This window comes from Meiothermus sp. CFH 77666, from assembly GCF_017497985.1.
In the GTDB taxonomy this organism is placed as follows: Bacteria; Deinococcota; Deinococci; order Deinococcales; family Thermaceae; genus Meiothermus.
Map to the genome: position 1 here is coordinate 36042 of NZ_JAGDFV010000017.1, position 18891 is coordinate 54932.

Genomic DNA, 18891 nt, shown 5'->3' on the forward strand with positions numbered 1-18891 from the left:
GAGGGGTTTGAATCAGTTCAGACCCGGGATGTCATCGCGGATGCAGGCCTTGAAATGGCCGGGCGAGACTTCTTTGAGTTCGGGCACAGTGGTTGCACACTCCGCAATGGCATAGCGGCAGCGGGTGCGGAAAACGCAGCCCGAGGGCGGGTTGATAGGGCTGGGAATATCCCCCTGCAGCACGATACGCTCGCGCTTGATGGTGGGGTCGGGGGTAGGAATGGCGGAAAGCAAGGCCTCGGTATAGGGGTGGCGGGGCTTCAAGTAGAGGTCACGCGAGGGGGCCAGCTCCATCACCTTACCCAGGTACATGACCGCTACACGGTCGGAGATGTACTCCACCACTGCCAGGTCGTGGGCGATAAACAGGATGGTCAGCCCGAGCTGCTCCTTGAGGTCTTGAAGCAGGTTAACCACCTGGGCCTGGATCGAAACGTCCAGCGCCGAGACCGGCTCATCCGCCACGATGAACTCAGGGCGTACCGCCAGCGCTCGAGCAATCCCGATACGCTGACGCTGCCCACCAGAAAACTCGTGGGGATAGCGGCGCACGTGGTCTGGGTTGAGGCCCACCAGTTGCAGCAGTTCGGCCACACGCTCATTGCGGGCCTGGGCAGAGCCTTCCAGGTTGTGGATAACCAGTGGCTCTGCGATGATGTCCCCCACCGTCATACGCGGGTTGAGCGAGGCAAAGGGATCCTGGAAGATAATCTGCATCTTGCGGCGGTAGCTCCGCAGTTGGTTTTTAGGCAGATGCGTAATGTCCTGTCCGTTGAAGCGGATGGTTCCTTCGGTGGGTTCAATCAGGCGCAGGATGGTGCGGCCCACGGTGGTCTTACCCGAGCCGGACTCTCCCACCAGGCCCAGCACCTCGCCCTTCTTGACCGCAAAACTCACATCGTTGACCGCTTTAACGTTGGCCACCACTCGAGAAAGAATTCCCCCACGAATGGGGAACCACTTCTTGAGATTGGTCACCTCGACCAGGTTCGCCGTAGTCGTTTCTGGGGTTGCTACGCTCATGCTCCCACCGCCTCGCCTTTTTGAATCTCAGCCCAACGCACGCAGCGCACCATGTGACCATTGCCAGCATCTTGCAATACTGGAATGTCCTGGTCACACAGGCCTGGCTTGAAAAACTTACAGCGGGGGTGGAAAGCACAGCCTGGAGGCAGGTTGAGCGGGTTGGGCACGTTGCCCGGAATGGCTTCCAGGCGCTGTTGGTGCGTGGCAGCCAGATCCAGGCGGGGCACCGAGTTCAAAAGACCCATGGTATAGGGGTGCAGGGGCTTTTTGAAGGTAGGCACCACATCGGCTTCCTCCACCGCCCGCCCCGCGTACATCACCACCACCCGGTCGGCCATCTCGGCTACCACACCCAGGTTGTGGGTGATGAACAGGATGCTCATGCCAATCTCTTCCCGCAGCTTGTTCATGAGCTCCAGAATCTGGGCCTGGATGGTCACATCCAGCGCAGTGGTGGGCTCGTCCGCAATGAGGAGCGAGGGATTGCAGGAGAGCGCCATGGCAATCATGACCCGCTGGCGCATTCCGCCCGACATCTGGTGGGGGTAGTTGGCAAGGCGTTTTCTGGGTTCGGGAATACCCACCAGATCAAGCATCTCGGCAGCCTGATCCAGGGCTTCCTTCTTGCTCTTACCCTGGTGCAGCACAATGGCCTCGGCTATCTGATCGCCCACAGTGTACACGGGGTTAAGGCTGGTCATGGGCTCCTGGAAGATCATGGCGATGTCGTTGCCACGAATCTTGCGCATGGTGGCTTCATCTTCCTTGACCAGATCCCGAATTTTGCCGTCTTTGCCCCTAAAAAGCACCTGCCCACCGACAATCTTGCCAGGGGGGTTGGGAATCAGGCGCATCATGGCCAGGCTGGCAACCGACTTACCGGAGCCCGACTCACCTACCACCGCCAGGGTCTCGCCTTTGTCAATATGAAACGAAACACCGTCTACGGCCTTGACCACACCGTCGTCGGTGAAAAAGTGAACCTTGAGGTCTATAACATCCACCAACCGTTTCTCGTCCATTCCCACTCCTAATCGCTGCGACAGCAAGTTGTGACATTATATCGCCATAGGGGACACGTTCATGATAACCATCGCCCTACACCTTGGTGCGGGGGTCAAGGGCATCGCGCAATCCGTCTCCCATAAAGTTGTAGGCCAGCACCGCCAGCAGGATAAAAACCCCTGGAATCAGAAGCCAGGGTCGCTCGCTAAAGGCCGTGATGCCGGTAGCCTGGGCCTTGGAAAGCATCAGCCCCCAGGAGGTAGCCGGTTCCTGAATGCCCAACCCCAGGAAGGAAAGGCCCGACTCGCCCAGGATAAAACCGGGAATGGCCAGCGTGACTGCCACGATTAGGTACGTGTAGGTTCCTGGCAGTACGTGCCGAATGATGATCCGGGCATCCCCCGCCCCCAGGGCCTGGGCCGCCTGAGCAAACTCCATCTCGCGCAGTTGCAGTACCTGACTGCGGATGATGCGGGCCAGCCCACCCCAGTTCACGAAAGAGAGAATGGTCACCACCAGCACGAAGCGCACCGCAGGCGGCACTTCCATGGGGATGAGCACCGAAAGGATGATCAGCAAAAACAAATCGGGAATGGCCGCCAGCACCTCCACCGCACGCATAATAATGGTGTCGAGGTCGAGTTCAATGCGCGGCCAGAGCAGGACATAACCAACAGCCCCCAGCAACACCGCACCAATCAAACCCGCGATGATGGCTTCCAAACCCCGGCTGCTCTGCCAGAAGCCCCAAACGGTAATCCACAGCAACCAGGCTATACTCCCCCAGGCCACAAGCCATAAGAGGGCCCTGGCCAGGTGACTGCGCCAGACCAGGAAGTACATCAGCGCCCCCAGCGCCACCAGACCTATCACCAGACCCAGGCTCCCAAGGGCCAGGGTGCTCACGCGCTGAAGGTCGGGCCGAATGTAGCGCTCGTAACCCTGTCCCATTCCCCAGAGCAAAGCGGCTATCAGCACCAGACCGATAAGCGCCAGCAGATGATCCAGCGGGCGGCTACTCCGCACAAACTCCCAGAAACGCGGGTTCAACAGCCCGATACTGAAAGTGACCGGGCGGCCTGCGTAGAAGCCAGAGATGCTGCCCATAAAAATGCCGATCACGAGCGCCAGGGCCACTGCAAAAATGCCGATGGTCAGGCTGATACGGGCTCCAAACCAGATGCGGCCCCAAATGTCGCGGCCAAAGTCGTCGGTGCCCCACAAAAAGAGTTTGGCCTGATCCTCCAGCAGCCAGGGGCCCCCCATCAGGCGCAGGTTGGCGGGAATAAGCCCCAGGAAACGATAGGGCTCACCCTGAACGAAGAAATAAATAGGGTAGCGGCCCTTCTCACAATCGGTGATGACCTCGACCTTGAAGGTCTCGAGGTTCCTGCGCCGCTCCGCAGCACACACATAGGGCCGGGTGAGCCGCCCGTTCTCATCTCGCCAGAATATTTGTGTAGGCGAAGCAAAGGAGAAATCGCGGAAGCTTTTTTCCTCAGGGTACGGGGCCAGAAAGTCGGCAAACAGAGCCCCCAGGTAAAACACCAGCAGCACCGCTGCCCCCAATCGGGCCAGGGGATGCCGCTTGAAGCGAATCCAGGCTTGCTGGAAGAAACTTCGATTGGCCTGGGGGGTGGTCTTCCGTTGTGCTCTTTGAATCATGTCCATTCCCCCTAGCTGTAGCGGATGCGCGGATCTACCCAGGCCAGAAGCAGATCCGAGATCACATTACCAATCATCAGCAAGACCGTGGTGATGGTGATGAGGCCCATAATCACATACACGTCAATGGCCGAGATGGCCTCTAAAAGCGCGGGGGTAATGCCCGGCCAGGCCATGGTCACCTCCACCAGGCCCGCACCCCCGATCAGGCCCGGCAACAAGCCGCCAATCCCGGCGATGAAGGGGATAATGGCGTTGCGAAGGGCATGTTTGTAGATCACCACCCGCTCGTTCAAACCCTTGGCCCGCGCCGTGCGGATGTAGTCTTGTGAGAGTACGTCCAGCATCTGGCCCCGCATGACGCGCATGAGACCGGCTAGGCCTGAAGTACCCACCACAATGACCACCGGGAAAGCGTGCCAGAGTACGTTAGTGGCCCTGGCCCAGAGGGGCGACTCAGTGTAGGGCAGCCGTTCGGGCAAGCCCGGCCCTTGCAACAGCGGCCAGAGCATTAGCAGGGTGCTTACGCCAAACAGCACCAGCCCCGCCCATATACCAAACGTGGCCGCTTGCTTTCGTTGGGTGCGCCACCAGAACAGCCCTGCAAAAACCACCGTACCCAGCAAAGCTGGCGGGAAGAGCAACTGGGCTGCACGGGTCATGTTACCTAGGTGCAGAAACTCGTTGGTCATCCCCCCGATAGGCAGAATTCGCATATCGGTAAGGTCAGAAAGCCAGACCGCCAAAAAAAGCATGATCAGCCCAAAAAAGAAGTTGGGAATGGCCAGGCCCAAAAAGGCCAGCACGGTAAAGGTGCGATCGAGCCAGGTGTACTTATGGATAGCCGAGTAAACCCCGATGGGAATAGCGACCAGATAGATCATCAGGGTGGCCAGCACCACCAATACCATGGAGTTTAGGATGCGCTGGCCAATCACGTTCCAAACGTCGGTTTTATACGAGAGCGAAAGGCCCAGGTAGCCTTGCAGAATGCCCGAAAGCCACTTGGCATACTGCACCGGCAGGGGCTGGTCGAGGCCCAATTGCTGGCGCAGGTTGGCGATGGATTCACGGTCTTGGGTGGGGTCGAGCTCGAGCCTCGTCACAAAATCGCCCGGGGCAAGCTGTATTACCAGGAAAGCCAGCAAGGTAGCCCCAAAAAAAGTGGGGATTAGCTGGAGCAGCCTTCGTACAACGTAGCCAAACATAGCACCTCAGCATGAAGGCAAGGGGTGGCCAACCACCCCTTGCCCCCGAAGGCAATTACTCCTTGGCAAAAATGGTCTCGATGTAGGGGGCCTGCCCGGTGATGGAGTTGATCTGTTCTTTGGGGAACATACCCCCCAGGCGGGTCAGGCGGGCCGGGTTGTAGGCCGGGGCCACCGTGTAGATGAGCGGCAGGTTTTCGGCCACCACCTTCTGGAACTGTACGTAAATCTGGCGACGCTGGGCCTGGTCGAGGGTGGTCGCCCCGCGCTTCATCAGGGTATCGATCAGCACCTCGAAAGCCTCTACTTTGGCAGGGTTCTTGCCGCCGACGCCCAGGTTCCAGGCGTGCAGCGAGCCGTTCAGCTCCCACACATTGCGGCTGAAGGCCGGCTCGATGCCGCCGGTAAGGCCAATCAGGATGGCATCGAACTCACGGGTACCGTCGGCCGCGGGGCTGGTGAGCTGACGTACCAGCTCGTTGAAGTCAATGGGGCGGTACTCCACCTTGACCCCCACCTTGCGGGCCTCGTCGCGGAAGATCTGGGCAATGCGCTCACGCACGTTGTTGCCCTGGTTGGTCACCAGGTTGAACTCGAGCACCTTACCGTCGGCGTTAACCAACCAGCCATCGCGGTTCTTGGTGCGGAAGCCCAGCTCGGCCAGAAGCTGCACGGCCCGTTGTGGGTTGAACTCGAACTTGGCTACATCGTCGGTGAAGAAAGCTTTGTTGGGAATAGAAATGGGGCTCCACTGCGGCTGACCCAGCCCACCCAGGGCTACCTCAATCATGGACTTCTTGTCCATCAGGTGCGCCATGGCCCGGCGGAACTTGACCTGGCGGAAGAGGTTCTCTTTGAAGGAGTCTTTGTGGTTCCAGTTGAAGACGATGAAGTTGGTACCCAGGGTAACGTCTACGTTGGGGAAAATTTCGGCCCGCAGACGGTTGCCGCGGATGCGTTCCAAAACCTGGGCCACCTGGTCGGCGTTAGCAGCCGAGAAGGTATCGGCATCCCCGGCCAGGAAACGAGCTAGCTGGGCGTTCAGGTCGGGCACAATCTGTACGGTGTAGCGCTCCATGTAGGCCACCGGGTTGTTGCGCTCGTCCACGCCCCAGTAGTTGGGATTGCGCACCAGCACCACCCGCTCACCCTTGACGTAGCTGTCCAGCTTGAAGGGGCCGCCCGAGACTACCTGGGCTGGCGGGGTGTCCAGGTTCCATAGCGCTTGAAGCTGCTGAACCCCAGCGCGGTAGGCAGGCCCGAAAACGTGCTCAGGCACGATGTACCAGCCCTGGATCAGAGCCGGCGCATAGGGCTTGGGGAAGTCGGCCCGCACCGTAAACTGGTCTACCTTGGTCCATTTAATGGGCTGGCCGTCCAGGATGAAGCTGGTGCGGGAGTTGGAGTTGACCCGCTGATCGGCATGCACGGTAGCGCTGAAGATGACATCGTCGGCATCAATGGCCTGACCATCCGACCACCTAGCCCCTTCACGCAGCTTGAAGATAACCGTCAGACCGTTGTTGCGGATCTCCCAGGACTTGGCCAGACGGCCCTCGGGAGCCTGGGTGTAAGGGTCGTATGTAGTCAGGTAAGGTAGGAACAAAGCAATGATATCGGTAGAAGAGGTTTCCCGGGCCACAAAGGGGTTCCAGGTACGCGGGTCGGAGATGGCGGTGATCCGGTACGCACCACCGGCGCGGCCCGGCTCGGTGCCCTTGAACACCTTGGGCTGGGCCATCACCAACCCGGCTAGGGCGAGCATTCCTAAGACCAACAGTTTCTTCATTTCATGCCTCCTGATTCTGGACAGTTCTCCACCTTCCCGGTTTTAGGGGAAGAACCTGGGCAAGATGGACTTGGTACAAAGCTATAAAGCCTTCATGCGGCTGTCAAGGGCTTGCAGCTGAATTTGCACTTGGAATACATCCACCGAACGGTGGATGGGCTTACAACGATGTTCCACGGCGCTAATAGGAAAAAACCCTCCAGCACAGGCGGAGGGTTCTCTTGGTGAAAGATATTTCCAACCGTCTATCGGCTGAAAAACCGGAACGAAAAGGCCAGTATCACAAAGATGGCGCCCAGAACCACGGTGATACGGTAGAGGCCGCCCGTTACGCCACGGGTACTGAAGAGGTCGGTCGAACCACCAAACATATCGCCTGCACCCTGTTTGGGTTCTTGCGATAGCACCAGGTAGACCAGAAAACCGGCCACGGCGATGTACAGAAAAATCAAGATGTTTTGCAGTATCTCCACGCTGAGCCTCCAGGGGCGCTTGTTGGTGCCGGGAATGGGACTCGAACCCACATGGCTGTTAACCGTCCGATTTTGAGTCGGGTGCGTCTACCAATTCCGCCATCCCGGCACGCAGGCAAAAGTTCTGGCCTATTCGCCAGCAAGTCTAAACTATAGTGCCTTTTGCACGGATTCGCAAGCCGAGCACTCCCAGAGCCCCCGCCAGCACCACCGCCCAATCCCCCCAGCGCACATAGAGCGTTTGGCCCTGCAGCAGAGCAAACTGCCCTGCCAGAAAGCCGGGTTGACGCTGGGGAATACGGGCCGTAACCCGGCCATAGGGGTCAATGATGGCGGTTACGCCATCGTTGCCGGCCCGGAGCAACCAGCGCCCGGTCTCCACCGCCCGCAGGCGGCCCATCTGGAAGTGTTGCAAGCCCCCAAAGCTGGGGCCATACCAGGCATCGTTGGAGCCGAGTTGCAAAACCTCTGCACCGTTCAAAACCAGCTTTCGCGCAACCGATGGGAAGACCGATTCATAGCAAATAAATGCGCCATATCTGTCCAGGAGCACGTAGGCCGTTCCAGGCGTGCGGCTGGCCAGATCGCCACCGAATCCGAAAGCCCGGAAAAAGAACCGATACACCGGGCGCAGGGCCTCGCTCCAGGGAAAGTTCTCGCCAAAGGGCACCAGCCGGTTTTTGTCGTAGAAGTGGGTGATCTGACCGCCCACCACCCGCACCGCCCGGTTTGTGAGGCCGGTCTCGAGGCCGCTCAAAAGCTCCCGGCTACCCAGCAAAGCCGGCAACTGGGGCGAAAAGCTCGCTACGGCGGTCTCGGGCCAGATCACGACCTGGGCCTCGGGATGGGCTTGCAGACCCTTGAGGGTGAGTTCCAGGTAGGTTTGTTCGGCAGAGAGGCCCTCGAGCTTTCGCAAGGGGTTGATGTTGCCCTGCACCAGCAGGGCGGCCAGGTTCCCCTGTGTAGTGGGCAGTGGCATGATCCATAACCCCACCCAAAACAACAAAATGCCCATTAACCCCAGGCTGTGAGCAGAAAAGACCACTCGCTCTTGCGCTACACGCCTTCCGGCAAAGTACAGACCGAGCGCCACCGCCAACACCAGTAGCGAAAGCAGGTAGACACCGCCCAGGCTGGCAAAAACCCGCCCCGGAGCCTCTACCAGCGCATAGCCCAAAAAGCCCCACGGAAAAGCGACTTCCCCCAAGGAGGTGAGGTACTCTTGCACCACCCACAGCCCGGCACGGGCGAGGGGTTTGTCCCGGGTCAGGCCAAACACAACCCCCCAGACGGCGGCCTTGATCAAGACCAGCGGAAGATAGGGCACTGCGCCCCAGGGCGTTTCAAATAGCACCACAAAACTAAGCGGTAGCCAGACCAGATGCACCGCCCAGAAGCCAATTCCAGCCAGCAAGCCAAAGCGAAAGCCCCCCCGCGTCAGGAGCCAGATCAGGGGCAGCGGGATCAAAAAACCCAGCGGCGTGGGCGGCAGGCAGAGCGCCAGCGCTACACCTAATAGAAGGGGAAGCCAGAACTGCACCGCTAAAGCATACGTCGTCAGGTTGAAAAACGCCTGAACATTCAGGCCAGACAACACCCTAGCCAATGAGGGCCATATGAGCCCACTTCATAACTTTTTCATGTCAAAATGAAGCAGCCATGCGCCTGGGAATTATTGCGGAAATTCACGCCAACCTGCCAGCGCTTGAAGCGGCGCTGGAGGCTCTACGCAAAGAGGGCATTGATCAGGTGCTGGCCGTGGGGGATCTGGTGGGTTATGGCCCTCATCCGCGCCAGGTAATCCGTAAGCTAGACCGAGAAGGTATCCCCTGCGTTCCGGGGGCCGCCGACCTCCGGGTGGCCTATCACCTCCCCTCCCCTGCCCGCGAAGGCATTGCCGAGACCACCATCATCTGGACCCGCGAACAACTAGGCCCCCGCGAGATGCATTTTTTGCGCAATCTGCGTTCGCGCCACCGTTACGACACCCCTGGGGGCCGCCTGATGGTGTTTCACGGCTCTCCAGAAGACCCTGAAAACAAAATTGATCTTAATGACGCGCACCCGGCAGAAATTTTGAAAATGCTGGAAAGCATCCGCTCACGTTATGCGGTGGTTGCGGGCAAGCACATCCCCTTTCGCCGAGTGGTACTCAAAGGGGTGGTCTACGACCCCGGCTCGGTGGGCTTGAGCCTGGGGGGTGAGCCTGGCGCCGATGTGCTCATTCTGGAAGACGACATCCACGGCGAAATTCATCACCGCTTTCTCAAGCTGCCCTACGATTACGGCCAGGTTACTTTCGACCTGGCCGCCTGGGAGTTGCCGGAGGTGCTGGCCGAAGTGGTGCGGCAGGGGCGATTCCCCAAGTAAAGCGGTTTGGGCATCTCATTTGCAGCCCACCACGCACATTGTTCACCAGCAGCACACTAACCCCGCTAGTTGTGATGAACAAGAACCTTTCCCTACCCCCACTGGATAAGCCATGCCAGAGACCTTACCCCAACCATCCGAGCTGGTGCTGCATCTGCTGGGCTCGCCTAGGGTGTGGTTAGGGGGACAGGGTATCACCCTGCCCACCAAAAAGCTTTTGGGATTGGTGGCTTATCTGGCCCTCGAGGGCCCCACTCCCCGCAGCAAGCTGGCTGGGTTGTTCTGGAGTGAAAACGACGAGGAAAGTGCGCGGCGAAACCTGCGCCGGGAACTCTTCCGCCTGCGCGAGACCCCGCTCAAAGACTGTGTACAGGTAGGCAGCAACGAAGTCGGTGTGGCGAGCCCTGCGCAAACCGATGTAGCCCGGTTCCGGGCGCTGGTGGAGCAGGGCCGATATGAAGAGGCTCTCAACCTGTACCGGGGCGCTTTGCTGGAAGCGCTCGAGCTGCCCGGAGCAGACGGGTTCAGCGAGTGGCTCGCACAAGAGCGCGAGGAGCTAGGCCGCCTGTGGCAACGAACCCTCCTGTACCAGGCTGAGAACCTCGAGACCCGGGGGGACTGGCGGGGGGCGCTGGAGATTCACCTGCAACTGCTGGCCCAGGACAGCCTGCAAGAGCGCCACCAGCGCGAGGTGATGCGGCTCTATTATCTGCTGGGAGAGCGCGAGGCGGCGCTGGAGCGCTTCGAGCAGTTCAGGGGAACCCTGAGGCAGGAACTGGGCCTCGAGCCCCTACCCGAGACCCTGCACCTGGCCGAACAGATTCGCAGCGCACGGTCGGTGGAAACCAGGCCCCTTGCCGTGCAGCCCGCAGGCTCTGTCCTGCCCCTAACTGCCCCACTGGTAGGGCGCGAACAGGTCTGGCAGCAGATGGAGAGCGCCTGGGCCGATGGGCAGTGGGTGCTGCTCGGTGGCCTGGCGGGGGTGGGCAAGACCCGCTTACTGCGCGAGTTCATGCTGCACCAGGGACGGCCCCTGCTTCACCAGGGCCGCCCCACCGATGCCTGCCTGCCTTTTGCTACCCTGAGCCGAGCCATCCGCGAACAGTGGCAAACCCAGCCGAACCCTGGGCTGGCGCCCTGGGTACGCCTCGAACTGGCCCGACTGGTGCCGGAACTGGAAGACGCTCCACCCCCACCCCTCAGGGCCCCCGACGAGCGCCTGCGCCTGTACGAAGCCTATGTGGTCTTTCTGGAAAGCGCCCTCCGAGAAACCGGCGGTTTGGTGTTCGACGACCTCCAGTACTTCGACCTGCAAAGCCTGGAGTTGCTCATGTTTGCGCTCCAGCGGCTGCACGAGCGGGGTCAGGCATATCGGTTTCTGGGGGCGTATCGCAGAGGCGAGCTTGGCCCAGAAGCAGAGCGCCTGCTCCGACAGCTACACGCCCTGGGCCCTGGTCTGGAACTCGAGCTCAAACCCCTCTCAGCGCCGCAGATGCTCGAGCTGGTGCGGCGGATGTCGGGTTCCCCCGAGGGCCAGATCTTTACCCAGAGACTTTACCGGGCTACCGCCGGCAATCCCTTTTTTCTGCTGGAAACCCTCAAAACCCTGTTCGAGTCGGGCCTGCTACGCATCAATCAGGAGGGCGGCTGGGAAACGCCGTTTGACCAGGAAACCAGCGATTATCGGGAGTTGCCCATCCCCAAAAGCGTTCGAGAGGCCGTGCTGCGCCGGGTGGAAAACCTGGGTGAAGGTGCCCGGCGGCTGCTGGAGGCTGCCTGTCTGGCCACAGATGGGTTCAGCCTGGCAACGCTGGGCGGGGCTACCGCGCTCTCCGAGTGGGAGGCCGTAGAAGCCCTCGAGCAAACCCTGGAAGCGGCCATCCTGGAGTCCAGTCCCCACGGCTACCGGTTCGCCCATGACCTCTTTGCCGAGTCGCTGCGGGAGGCCCTTTCCCCCGAGCGCAAACGCCTCTTGCACCGCAAACTGGCAGCCAGCCTGGAACGCCTGGACGGGCCTGCTGCCCAGATTGCCGAGCACCTCGAGCGAGCCCAGGAGCCTCAGGAGGTCATCCGCTGGCGCATCCGGGCCGCCCAGACCGCCGAACGGGTGTACGCCCACCCCGAGGCCCTCGCTCAGTACCAGCGGGCCCTGGAACTGGGCCTCAGGCTCCCCGAAGCCTTTGGGGTGCACCTGGCCCTGGCCAACCTGTATCAGAACCAACTGGACTATGCCCGGGCCCAGCAGGAACTGGAACGGCTAGACGGCACCGCCCGCTCCAGCAGCGAACAGGCCGAACTGGACGTGGCCTGGGCCCGCCTCCTGTTTCACCAGGGGCGCTACGAGCAGGCCAGGAGCAAAGCCCAGGCTGCCCTGGAGCGCGCCCCCGACGGCCCCAGCCGGGTGCTGGCGCTGCGGCTTTCGGGTTCGTCGTTGTTTCGGCTGGGGGATTCTGCGGGGGCCATCCGGCACCTCGAGCAAGGCCTCGAGGCAGCCCGGCAGTACGCCTTCGAACTGATACCAACCCTCTCTATAGACCTGGCCTATCCCCTGCTACAACAGGGCCAGACCGAGCAGGCCCGGCAGCAGGTGGAGCAGGCCCTGCGGCTCACCCAGCCCTGGCAGCGCGACCACGCCCTGGCCCTCAATGCGCGGGCCCGGCTGGAACTGGCCACCAACCAGACCGAACAGGCCGGGCAGACCCTGGGCCAGGCCCTCGAGGTGGCCTACCGGCTCCAGGACGAAACCCTGGCCTTCGCCTTCCTGACCAACCTGCTGCGGGTGCAGCTCGAGGCCGGGGCCCTGCCCGAAGCCCGTGACCACCTGCTGGAAGCCGAGACCCGTTTCAAAAACGCCCACCCCCGTACCCAGAGCACCCTCAAGCGCCGCCTGGCCGAGGTGGAGTACCTTTCGGGCCACCTGGGGGCTGCCCTCCGCGCGTTGCAGGCGGCCATCGCCATGGCCGATGCCCTGGGTGAGCGCGACCAGCAGGTGAGCCTGCGGGCCCTCCAGGCCACCTGGCTGGGCTATCTGGGGGCCTTGCCCCAGGGCTGGGAGGTTTGCGCGGCCCTAAAGCAGCTCCAACCCGAGTCCCCCCAGCTTCGCACCACCCAGGCCCTGCTCTACCTGCTGGAAGGCCGCCTCTCCGCCGCTCAGGCTCTGCTCGAGCCGCTTCAGGCAGAGCCCCCAAGCCTGCCCGAGGCCCAGGCTACGGTCTCTTGTTACCTGGGCCTGCTGGCCAACCGCCAGAAAGAGCCCGAAAAAGCCCTGGCCCTGGCCCAGACCCGCTACCCCAGCGGGGCCCTGCAAGCCCTGAACCTGGCGGTGCGCCTCGAGGCCACCCGCCAGCTCGGCCAACCGCTGGAGCCCTTGCTCCTGGAGGCCCAGGCGCTGTTGGCTTCCGGCAAAGCCCCCCCGCTGGAGGGGCTCGAGCTGCGTCGCGTTTTGTTAGAAACCCTTCCAAACAGCCCATTGCGCCGGGAGACCCAGCAGAGCGTACAGGCCCTGGCCGCAACGCTCGAGGGCTACCTCGAGCTCAAGCAGACCTTCTTGCAAAGGCAGCGAGACGGGCTCCGATAAACAAGCAGCCCACAAATGGCTGGGCAGCTCAACCCAGCCCCCAAGTCCCCCATCACAAACTTTGCAACACCCGTAGGGATTGCCTTGCAACGCCTTTGCAACGCTCGCTTTCCTAGCCTTGGCTCACGGTGCAACCCATACACCGTAGCAAGGGGGAACCCATGACTTTTGCCAGAAGATTGTCACTGTTTACTTTGACGGGCCTGTTGCTGGCCTGTTCGGGGGGTGGGGGCGAAAAAGTGTTCACCCCGGAAAACGCCCATGGCAGCCCCCCTCCGGCTGGAGCCCAACTGGTCAGTCCGGAGGAGTTCCGGCAACTGAGCCAAGACCCCGATTTCCGCTGGGAGTCCCAGGCGGCCCGCCAGGCCCGTGAGAAGAAGGCCGAGGATCAGTTCAAAGCCGACCAGGTCAGCATCCAGAACCTGGTACGACAACGCCCCAGTTTGGGTGTTTTTCTCAAAGAGCCCGACCTGAGCGACCCCAACATCAAGAAGCTAGCAGGGGACAACTACCTGATCACCCTTACCAACAACGCCGGCCAGAGCGAAAGTGTGATTACCATGGGGCCGCGCGCCAAGCTCCGCGATCTGCTGGCCGCACATGAGCGCTATATGCGGGTAGACAATCAGCTGGGGCTGTACACAGAGGCTTACGATAGCCTGCCCGATGACCTCAAGACTGGGCTGCCCACCCCGGCCTCACTCTCCGGCAAAAGTTTTGCGGAGATTCGCACCGCGCTGGCCCAGCTCGAGCAGAAGCTCGAGGGGCAGGTAGCAGCGCTGGAAGAACGGGCGCTCCGGGCAGCCCAGCAACGCCTGGGGATAAGCGCTCAGGCCGACCCCTACCAGCCCCCCAATTTCCCCACCAGCCCTGCCAACGAGGAGCGCTCCGGCCTGGGCAGTGACCGCATCGGCAGGCAGTGCGACTATCGGGCCAGTGGCCTGTACAAGAACCTGCACTGGCCACTCAAGTACTTCACCACCAGCACCAAGAACCAGGGCCGCCGTGGCTCTTGTACTGGCTTTGCCCTGACCTCAGCAGCTGAAACTCTTGTAGCTGTTCGCGACGGGAGGTGGGTCAACCTCTCGGAGCAGTTCCTTTACAACAGGATCAAGACCGTCTGGGATGCCGACGACTACGATGAAGGCGCACCCACCGCCGACGTAGCCGAGAAGTTTAGCGAGAGTGGCTACCGCCTGCCATTTGAAGATCAGTGGAACTACAACCCCTCCCTAAAGCGGAAAGACGATGATGCCGCCGATGAAGAAGCGGATTACATCGGATCCTGCCTGGACTACAACGAGCGCTGCTCCAATACCACCCATCAAAGCCAGTTCCTGTGTACCCAGGTTGGCGGGAACTACTACTGCGGCAGCAGACCCCCCAGCAACAACGAGGGCTTCAAAATGAGCAGCTCGTATCTGCTATGGGAGAACGGCGACGACCTTCCCCTCAACACCATCCGCAACCTCCTGGCAGCCGGACGGCCCATGGTGGTGGCCCTGGAGGTCACTAGAGGGATGGATGATCTAGATTCGAACGGCTTCCTTTGGGACCATCGCGACAATGTGCTGGGTGGCCATGCCATCCATCTGGTGGGCTACCTCTCGAACAGCAAAATCCAGGAGAAGCTCTTCAATGCACCCAGTGGGCAGGGGGGCGGATACTTTATCCTGAAGAATTCCTGGGGCCGGTGCTATGGCGATGGTGGACTGGTCTACGTCTCGGTGAAATGGGCCAGGGACTTCTTCAAGAACATCACCGTCTTCAGCGCCTCCAGATCCAACATCTTCAAGAACCGCCCACCCAGCATCAGCATCACCACACCAGCCGATGGGGCTAGCTTCCCCTACAAGCAGTCCGTTACCTACAGCGCTTCTGTCACCGACCCCGATGGGGAAACACCCGCCGTCACCTGGACTTCCAGCCAGGACGGTGAACTGGGCAGTGGTAACAACGTGACGGCCCGCTTTAACTCCCCCGGGCTCCACACCATTACTGTCACCGCCCGCGATGCGCTGGGCTTTACGGCTTCGGCCTCCATCACCGTGCGCGGAACCAACCTGCCCCCCACCGCCGAAATCATCAGCCCCAACACCACCACCGCCCTGGTCGGACAAACCCTGTTGTTCCGAGGCCGGGGCCTGGACAGCGACGGGGCCTTCCCGGTAGAGCTGCCCTGTAGCAGCCTCACCTGGAGCAGCAGCAACAGCGCCGATACCCTGGGGAGCGGCTGTGAATTCACGGCCAGCTTTGCCAGCGCTGGCACCCGTACCATCACCTTGCGGGCCACCGACCCCTACGGAGCCCAGGGAAGTGCAACCCGCACCTTCACTGTGAACAATCCGCCCCCCAGCGGCCCGCCGGTGGTGACTATCCTTAACCCCAAGGATAACGATTCCTTCCTGGCCAACAATAACATCCGGCTTACCTACAGCCTGACCGACCCCGGCGGCGGGCCAGGTAGCCAGTACACGGTGGTCTGGCGGCTCATCTACGGCAGCCAGAGCTGGACCATTGTGCCCAAGACCTGCACCCTGAACCAGATTCCTTTCCCCTGCTTCACTCCTGCCGACTACGGTATCAACAACAACGGGGTCAAGCTCATGCAACTCCGGCTTTCCATCACCGACCCCGAGAACCTGACCGGCACCGACCAGGTCAACATCAGCATTGGGCAAGTGCAGTAGAAAGGAAGCGAGATGCGCACCATGGGGCGGGCTTTTGGCGGTTTGGGCGGGTTCATGCTGCTGCTGGTGGGGCAGCGGGTTCCGGTGGCCTACCTGCCGGACGACCCGGCCCGCACCACCACCGTTCACTGGGCCAAGGTTCCTACCCGAGGTTGAAGAAGAACCCCTATGAAACCTACCCGACCCACCGCTCCCCATCTGCTGCGGGAATACCGGCTCTGGGTCTACCTCGAGACCCAGAGCCAGCCCTGGCACGCCACCCTGGAAAAAACCGACCTCTCCGAGCGCCTCGAGTTCGACTCCCCCCTGGAGCTGGCCCGGCATCTGGCCAGCCTCACCAACCCTGTTCCCAGGGGGCGTTTACGGTAGTTCGGTCAGGAACTCATTTGCGGGCATACTCGAGGTGTAGCGCAAGCGCCACCCGGCCAATCAGCTCGATGGGCAAAGGCTGATCGTGCGGGAACGACAGGTTGCCCTTCGCACCCCGGTAGGGCGCAAGCTCCCGCATGAGGGCTGCATCCTGGGTAACGGGTGGATAGATGCCGATGTGCTTCTGGAAGGCCGCAAAGTAGAAGAATATCCGCCCATCTCGGAAGGCTGGCATCTGGTAGCCAATGCAACGGGCGACCCCCGGCAGCAAGGCCTCGACCCTGGCCTGGATGGCCTCGAGCCGCTGCCGGGCCGCCGGAGAAACCGTGTTGAAATAGGCTTCGTGCGAGGAGAGTGCCATGTTGCAGTATTGTATCCTCCGCCAGAAACATACTCCCTCTCAGCCCTCCTGCGTCAGTGACCTCCAAGCAACGCCCGCGCTACCCCCGCCACCGACGGCTCTGGGTCTTGCAATAGCGGAATAACCGAGTCCAGATCGCCCAGGCGGGCCAGGGCCTCGGCGGCTGTAGCCCGCACCAGGGGGTTGACATCGCGGGCCCCCTGGCACACCAGGGGGAGGTAGTCGGGGTTGCCCAGATTGGCCAGCACCACCAGGGCATTGCGGGCCATGCGGGTGCGGCCGGGGCGCAGAAAAACCGTTCCGGCATACTTGCGCTCAAAGGCTTTGGAGGAGAGGTAAAAAAAGTCCTCCAGGTTGGGGTAGGCCAGCTCGGGCTCGGGCACAAAACCTTGCCAGAAGGCCCGGGCTTTGCGGTTCCAGGGGCACACCTCCTGGCAGATGTCGCAGCCAAACAGCCAATCTCCAATCCCCTCCCACATCGAGGGTGGAATCAGGCCCCGGTGTTCGATGGTCCAGTAGCTGATACAGCGCCTCGAGTCCAGCGTTCCATCGCCCAGTAGCGCCCCGGTAGGACAGCCCGCTACACAGCGCCGACAGGTGCCGCAGCGGTTGGGGTAAAGCGCCTGTTCTACTGGAGCAGGAAGGGAGGTGAGCAGCACGGCCAGGGTGAGGTAAGTGCCTTCGCCCATCCGCATCAGCATGGCGTTGCGCCCGATCCAGCCCAGGCCGCCCAGCGCGGCGTAGGAGCGCTCGGAGAGGGGGCCGGTGTCCACGTAGCCCTTAGCTCGCAGGCCCAGGCTCTGGGCGAGGCGCTCGAGGTCTTGCAAGTAAGGCTGAAGCAGCAGGTGGTAGTCCCGCACCCAGGCGTAGCGGGCCACCCGGCCCAGCCGAATGCCGCCGGGGGGGCGCTGGGGTGGCGGGTAGGCATGAGGGACTGCTAACACCAGCACACTCCTTGCCCAGCTTAATCGGCTGCTGGGGTTGAGTCGGGTACTCAGATTTTGGCTCAGATAGGCCATTTCGGCCTGCCGACCCCCGGCAAGCCAAGCCTGGTAACGGGCTTGGGTATCGTGCGGCAATTCCACCCCCGCCCAGGCCGTCAGAAAGCCCTGCTGCTGCGCGGCCTGGGTCAGGATTTCCGCCGCATTCACACCCTGATTGTGCAGGGTTCGGTAAGGCAATACAAGGCTGGGTTTCTGTCCGGGCTCGAGTTCCGCCTGCTGCACACCTTCATGCGCCAGCCCGAACGGGAGCTTTTCAAGCAGGTGCTGCTCGATCAGGTCTGGGGCACCGACTTCTTTGGCGATGCCAACATCGTGGAGGTCTACGTCAAACCACTGCGGCAGAAACTCGAGGCCCTGGTCGAACCCCGCCTAATCCAGATCCTGCGGGGAAAAAGCCCCATTGGATATGCCCCAGGGAGCAGGTTGCATTTTTATTCACCCGAGTCATAGACTCGAGGCACTCGAGCATTGCCTGAACACAATCCCGTTTGGCGGGTGCTTGAGGTTATCAGCAGGGAGGTTACTTTATGTGCGCACCGTGTGTGATGGGTCTGGTGGAAAAAAGCCTCAGCCGTCGGGAACTTTTGGGTGTGGCGGTCGGCATGGCTGCGGTAGCGGCCAGCAGCGCGCAGGCCCAGAGCCAGGTGGCCGGCAAAGCCTTCAGCAACGTGGCTGATCTGACCCACCTGGTCTCGCCCAGCTTCCCCATGTTCCCCGGCGCCAGCCCCATGAAAATCCGCGAGGTAGTGACGGTCAAGAAGGATGGCTACTACGGCAACACCCTGGAAATCTGGGAGCACACCGGCACCCACATGGACGCCCCCGCCCATTTTGTAGATGGCGCCGCCACCGCAGATGCGCTTCCGGTGAACCGGCTGATTGCCCCCCTGGCGGTTATCAACATCAAGGCCAAGGCCGACCGCAACCCCGACGCCGAGGTTACGGTAGACGACATCCTGGCCTGGGAGCGCAGCCACGGGCGGCTACCCAATGGGGCCTTTGTGGCCATGTACTCGGGCTGGGACAGCCGCGTGAACGACGCCAAAGCCTTCGTCAATCTGGATGCTTCAAATGTTCAGCACTATCCTGGCTTTAGCCCATCTGCAGCAGAATTTTTAGTGAGAGAGCGAAACATTGTGGGGGTGGGAGTAGACACCCTGTCGCTCGACTTTGGCGCTTCCAAGGATTTCAAAAGCCATGTAACCCTGCTGGGTGCTGGCAAGTACGGCCTCGAGAACCTGGCCAACCTGGCCTCCGTGCGCCCCAGTGGGGCCATGATTATTGTGGGTGGGCCCAAGCACAAGGGGGCCTCGGGCGGGCCTAGCCGTGTGATGGCAATCTGGTAAACCGGCTG

At 61.4% G+C, this 18891-nt stretch carries 16 protein-coding genes and 1 tRNA gene; 7 read left to right on the top strand and 10 right to left on the bottom strand.

Features of this window, described 5'->3' with window-relative positions:
• Positions 1-12 precede the first annotated feature (12 nt).
• The 8 genes from J3L12_RS10015 to lnt form a co-directional block, all read right to left on the bottom strand.
• The gene (locus tag J3L12_RS10015) at positions 13-1023 is read right to left on the bottom strand and encodes a dipeptide ABC transporter ATP-binding protein (RefSeq protein WP_208014916.1); all 1011 of its coding nucleotides are present in this window, start codon (positions 1021-1023) and stop codon (positions 13-15) included.
• Positions 1020-2048, bottom strand: a complete 1029-nt coding sequence (locus tag J3L12_RS10020) for an ABC transporter ATP-binding protein (protein ID WP_208014917.1) — start codon at positions 2046-2048, stop codon at positions 1020-1022. Before J3L12_RS10020 ends, J3L12_RS10015 begins: the two co-directional genes overlap by 4 nt.
• A 76-nt stretch (positions 2049-2124) precedes the next feature.
• Entirely contained in the window at positions 2125-3696 is a 1572-nt protein-coding gene (locus tag J3L12_RS10025) for an ABC transporter permease (RefSeq protein ID WP_208014918.1), read from the bottom strand.
• An 11-nt stretch (positions 3697-3707) separates the two neighbouring features.
• A complete protein-coding gene (locus tag J3L12_RS10030) occupies positions 3708-4904 on the bottom strand; it encodes an ABC transporter permease (RefSeq protein ID WP_208014919.1) in 1197 nt (398 codons plus the stop codon).
• Positions 4905-4959: 55 nt separating this feature from the next.
• The gene (locus J3L12_RS10035) at positions 4960-6693 is read right to left on the bottom strand and encodes an ABC transporter substrate-binding protein (protein ID WP_208014920.1); all 1734 of its coding nucleotides are present in this window, start codon (positions 6691-6693) and stop codon (positions 4960-4962) included.
• A 245-nt stretch (positions 6694-6938) separates the two neighbouring features.
• Positions 6939-7166 carry a preprotein translocase subunit SecG gene (secG, locus tag J3L12_RS10040; RefSeq protein ID WP_208014921.1) on the bottom strand — a complete coding sequence of 76 codons (228 nt, stop codon included), beginning with the start codon at positions 7164-7166 and terminating at the stop codon, positions 6939-6941.
• A gap of 23 nt (positions 7167-7189) precedes the next feature.
• A tRNA-Leu gene (locus J3L12_RS10045) sits at positions 7190-7275 on the bottom strand.
• A 36-nt stretch (positions 7276-7311) separates the two neighbouring features.
• Entirely contained in the window at positions 7312-8706 is a 1395-nt protein-coding gene (gene lnt / locus J3L12_RS10050) for an apolipoprotein N-acyltransferase (protein ID WP_208014922.1), read from the bottom strand.
• Between the two features lie 119 nt (positions 8707-8825).
• On the opposite strand from lnt, the gene J3L12_RS10055 reads away from it, so the two are divergent.
• The 5 genes from J3L12_RS10055 (at position 8826) to J3L12_RS10075 (ending at position 16172) form a co-directional block, all read left to right on the top strand.
• On the top strand, positions 8826-9536 hold the full coding sequence (locus J3L12_RS10055; protein ID WP_208014923.1) for a metallophosphoesterase family protein: 711 nt from the start codon (positions 8826-8828) through the stop codon (positions 9534-9536).
• Positions 9537-9648: 112 nt separating this feature from the next.
• On the top strand, positions 9649-13113 hold the full coding sequence (locus tag J3L12_RS10060; RefSeq protein WP_208014924.1) for an AAA family ATPase: 3465 nt from the start codon (positions 9649-9651) through the stop codon (positions 13111-13113).
• 161 nt (positions 13114-13274) lie between these two features.
• Positions 13275-15803, top strand: coding sequence for a C1 family peptidase (locus tag J3L12_RS10065; RefSeq protein WP_208014925.1), 2529 nt, complete (start codon positions 13275-13277; stop codon positions 15801-15803).
• A 12-nt stretch (positions 15804-15815) separates the two neighbouring features.
• Positions 15816-15959: a hypothetical protein gene (locus tag J3L12_RS10070; protein WP_208014926.1), complete on the top strand. Its 144-nt coding sequence runs from the start codon at positions 15816-15818 to the stop codon at positions 15957-15959.
• 12 nt (positions 15960-15971) lie between these two features.
• Positions 15972-16172, top strand: coding sequence for a hypothetical protein (locus J3L12_RS10075; protein WP_208014927.1), 201 nt, complete (start codon positions 15972-15974; stop codon positions 16170-16172).
• 13 nt (positions 16173-16185) lie between these two features.
• On the opposite strand, the gene J3L12_RS10080 is transcribed toward J3L12_RS10075, so the two are convergent.
• Entirely contained in the window at positions 16186-16533 is a 348-nt protein-coding gene (locus J3L12_RS10080) for a DUF1801 domain-containing protein (RefSeq protein WP_208014928.1), read from the bottom strand.
• 53 nt (positions 16534-16586) lie between these two features.
• Entirely contained in the window at positions 16587-17636 is a 1050-nt protein-coding gene (gene queG / locus J3L12_RS10085; RefSeq protein ID WP_243455139.1) for a tRNA epoxyqueuosine(34) reductase QueG, read from the bottom strand.
• Between queG and J3L12_RS16730 the strand changes: the two genes are divergently transcribed.
• Together J3L12_RS16730 and J3L12_RS10095 are read left to right on the top strand one after the other, a co-directional pair.
• Positions 17535-17987: a winged helix-turn-helix domain-containing protein gene (locus J3L12_RS16730; RefSeq protein WP_243455132.1), complete on the top strand. Its 453-nt coding sequence runs from the start codon at positions 17535-17537 to the stop codon at positions 17985-17987. The two genes, queG and J3L12_RS16730, sit on opposite strands and share 102 nt — an antisense overlap.
• Before the next feature lie 95 nt (positions 17988-18082).
• Complete coding sequence (locus tag J3L12_RS10095) at positions 18083-18883, top strand: cyclase family protein (protein WP_243455140.1); 801 nt, start codon at positions 18083-18085, stop codon at positions 18881-18883.
• Positions 18884-18891 lie beyond the last annotated feature (8 nt).

What these genes read in the sequence shown, in the direction of transcription:
- J3L12_RS10075 (WP_208014927.1), top strand. Translation starts at nt 15,972, where the DNA reads ATGAAACCTACCCGACCCACCGCTCCCCATCTGCTGCGGGAATACCGG.
- J3L12_RS10095 (WP_243455140.1), top strand. Translation starts at nt 18,083, where the DNA reads ATGGGTCTGGTGGAAAAAAGCCTCAGCCGTCGGGAACTTTTGGGTGTG.
- J3L12_RS10015 (WP_208014916.1), bottom strand. Translation starts at nt 1,023, where the DNA reads ATGAGCGTAGCAACCCCAGAAACGACTACGGCGAACCTGGTCGAGGTG.
- J3L12_RS10055 (WP_208014923.1), top strand. Translation starts at nt 8,826, where the DNA reads ATGCGCCTGGGAATTATTGCGGAAATTCACGCCAACCTGCCAGCGCTT.
- J3L12_RS10065 (WP_208014925.1), top strand. Translation starts at nt 13,275, where the DNA reads ATGACTTTTGCCAGAAGATTGTCACTGTTTACTTTGACGGGCCTGTTG.
- J3L12_RS10020 (WP_208014917.1), bottom strand. Translation starts at nt 2,048, where the DNA reads ATGGACGAGAAACGGTTGGTGGATGTTATAGACCTCAAGGTTCACTTT.
- J3L12_RS10025 (WP_208014918.1), bottom strand. Translation starts at nt 3,696, where the DNA reads ATGATTCAAAGAGCACAACGGAAGACCACCCCCCAGGCCAATCGAAGT.
- J3L12_RS10080 (WP_208014928.1), bottom strand. Translation starts at nt 16,533, where the DNA reads ATGGCACTCTCCTCGCACGAAGCCTATTTCAACACGGTTTCTCCGGCG.
- J3L12_RS10070 (WP_208014926.1), top strand. Translation starts at nt 15,816, where the DNA reads ATGCGCACCATGGGGCGGGCTTTTGGCGGTTTGGGCGGGTTCATGCTG.
- J3L12_RS10060 (WP_208014924.1), top strand. Translation starts at nt 9,649, where the DNA reads ATGCCAGAGACCTTACCCCAACCATCCGAGCTGGTGCTGCATCTGCTG.
- J3L12_RS10035 (WP_208014920.1), bottom strand. Translation starts at nt 6,693, where the DNA reads ATGAAGAAACTGTTGGTCTTAGGAATGCTCGCCCTAGCCGGGTTGGTG.
- J3L12_RS10030 (WP_208014919.1), bottom strand. Translation starts at nt 4,904, where the DNA reads ATGTTTGGCTACGTTGTACGAAGGCTGCTCCAGCTAATCCCCACTTTT.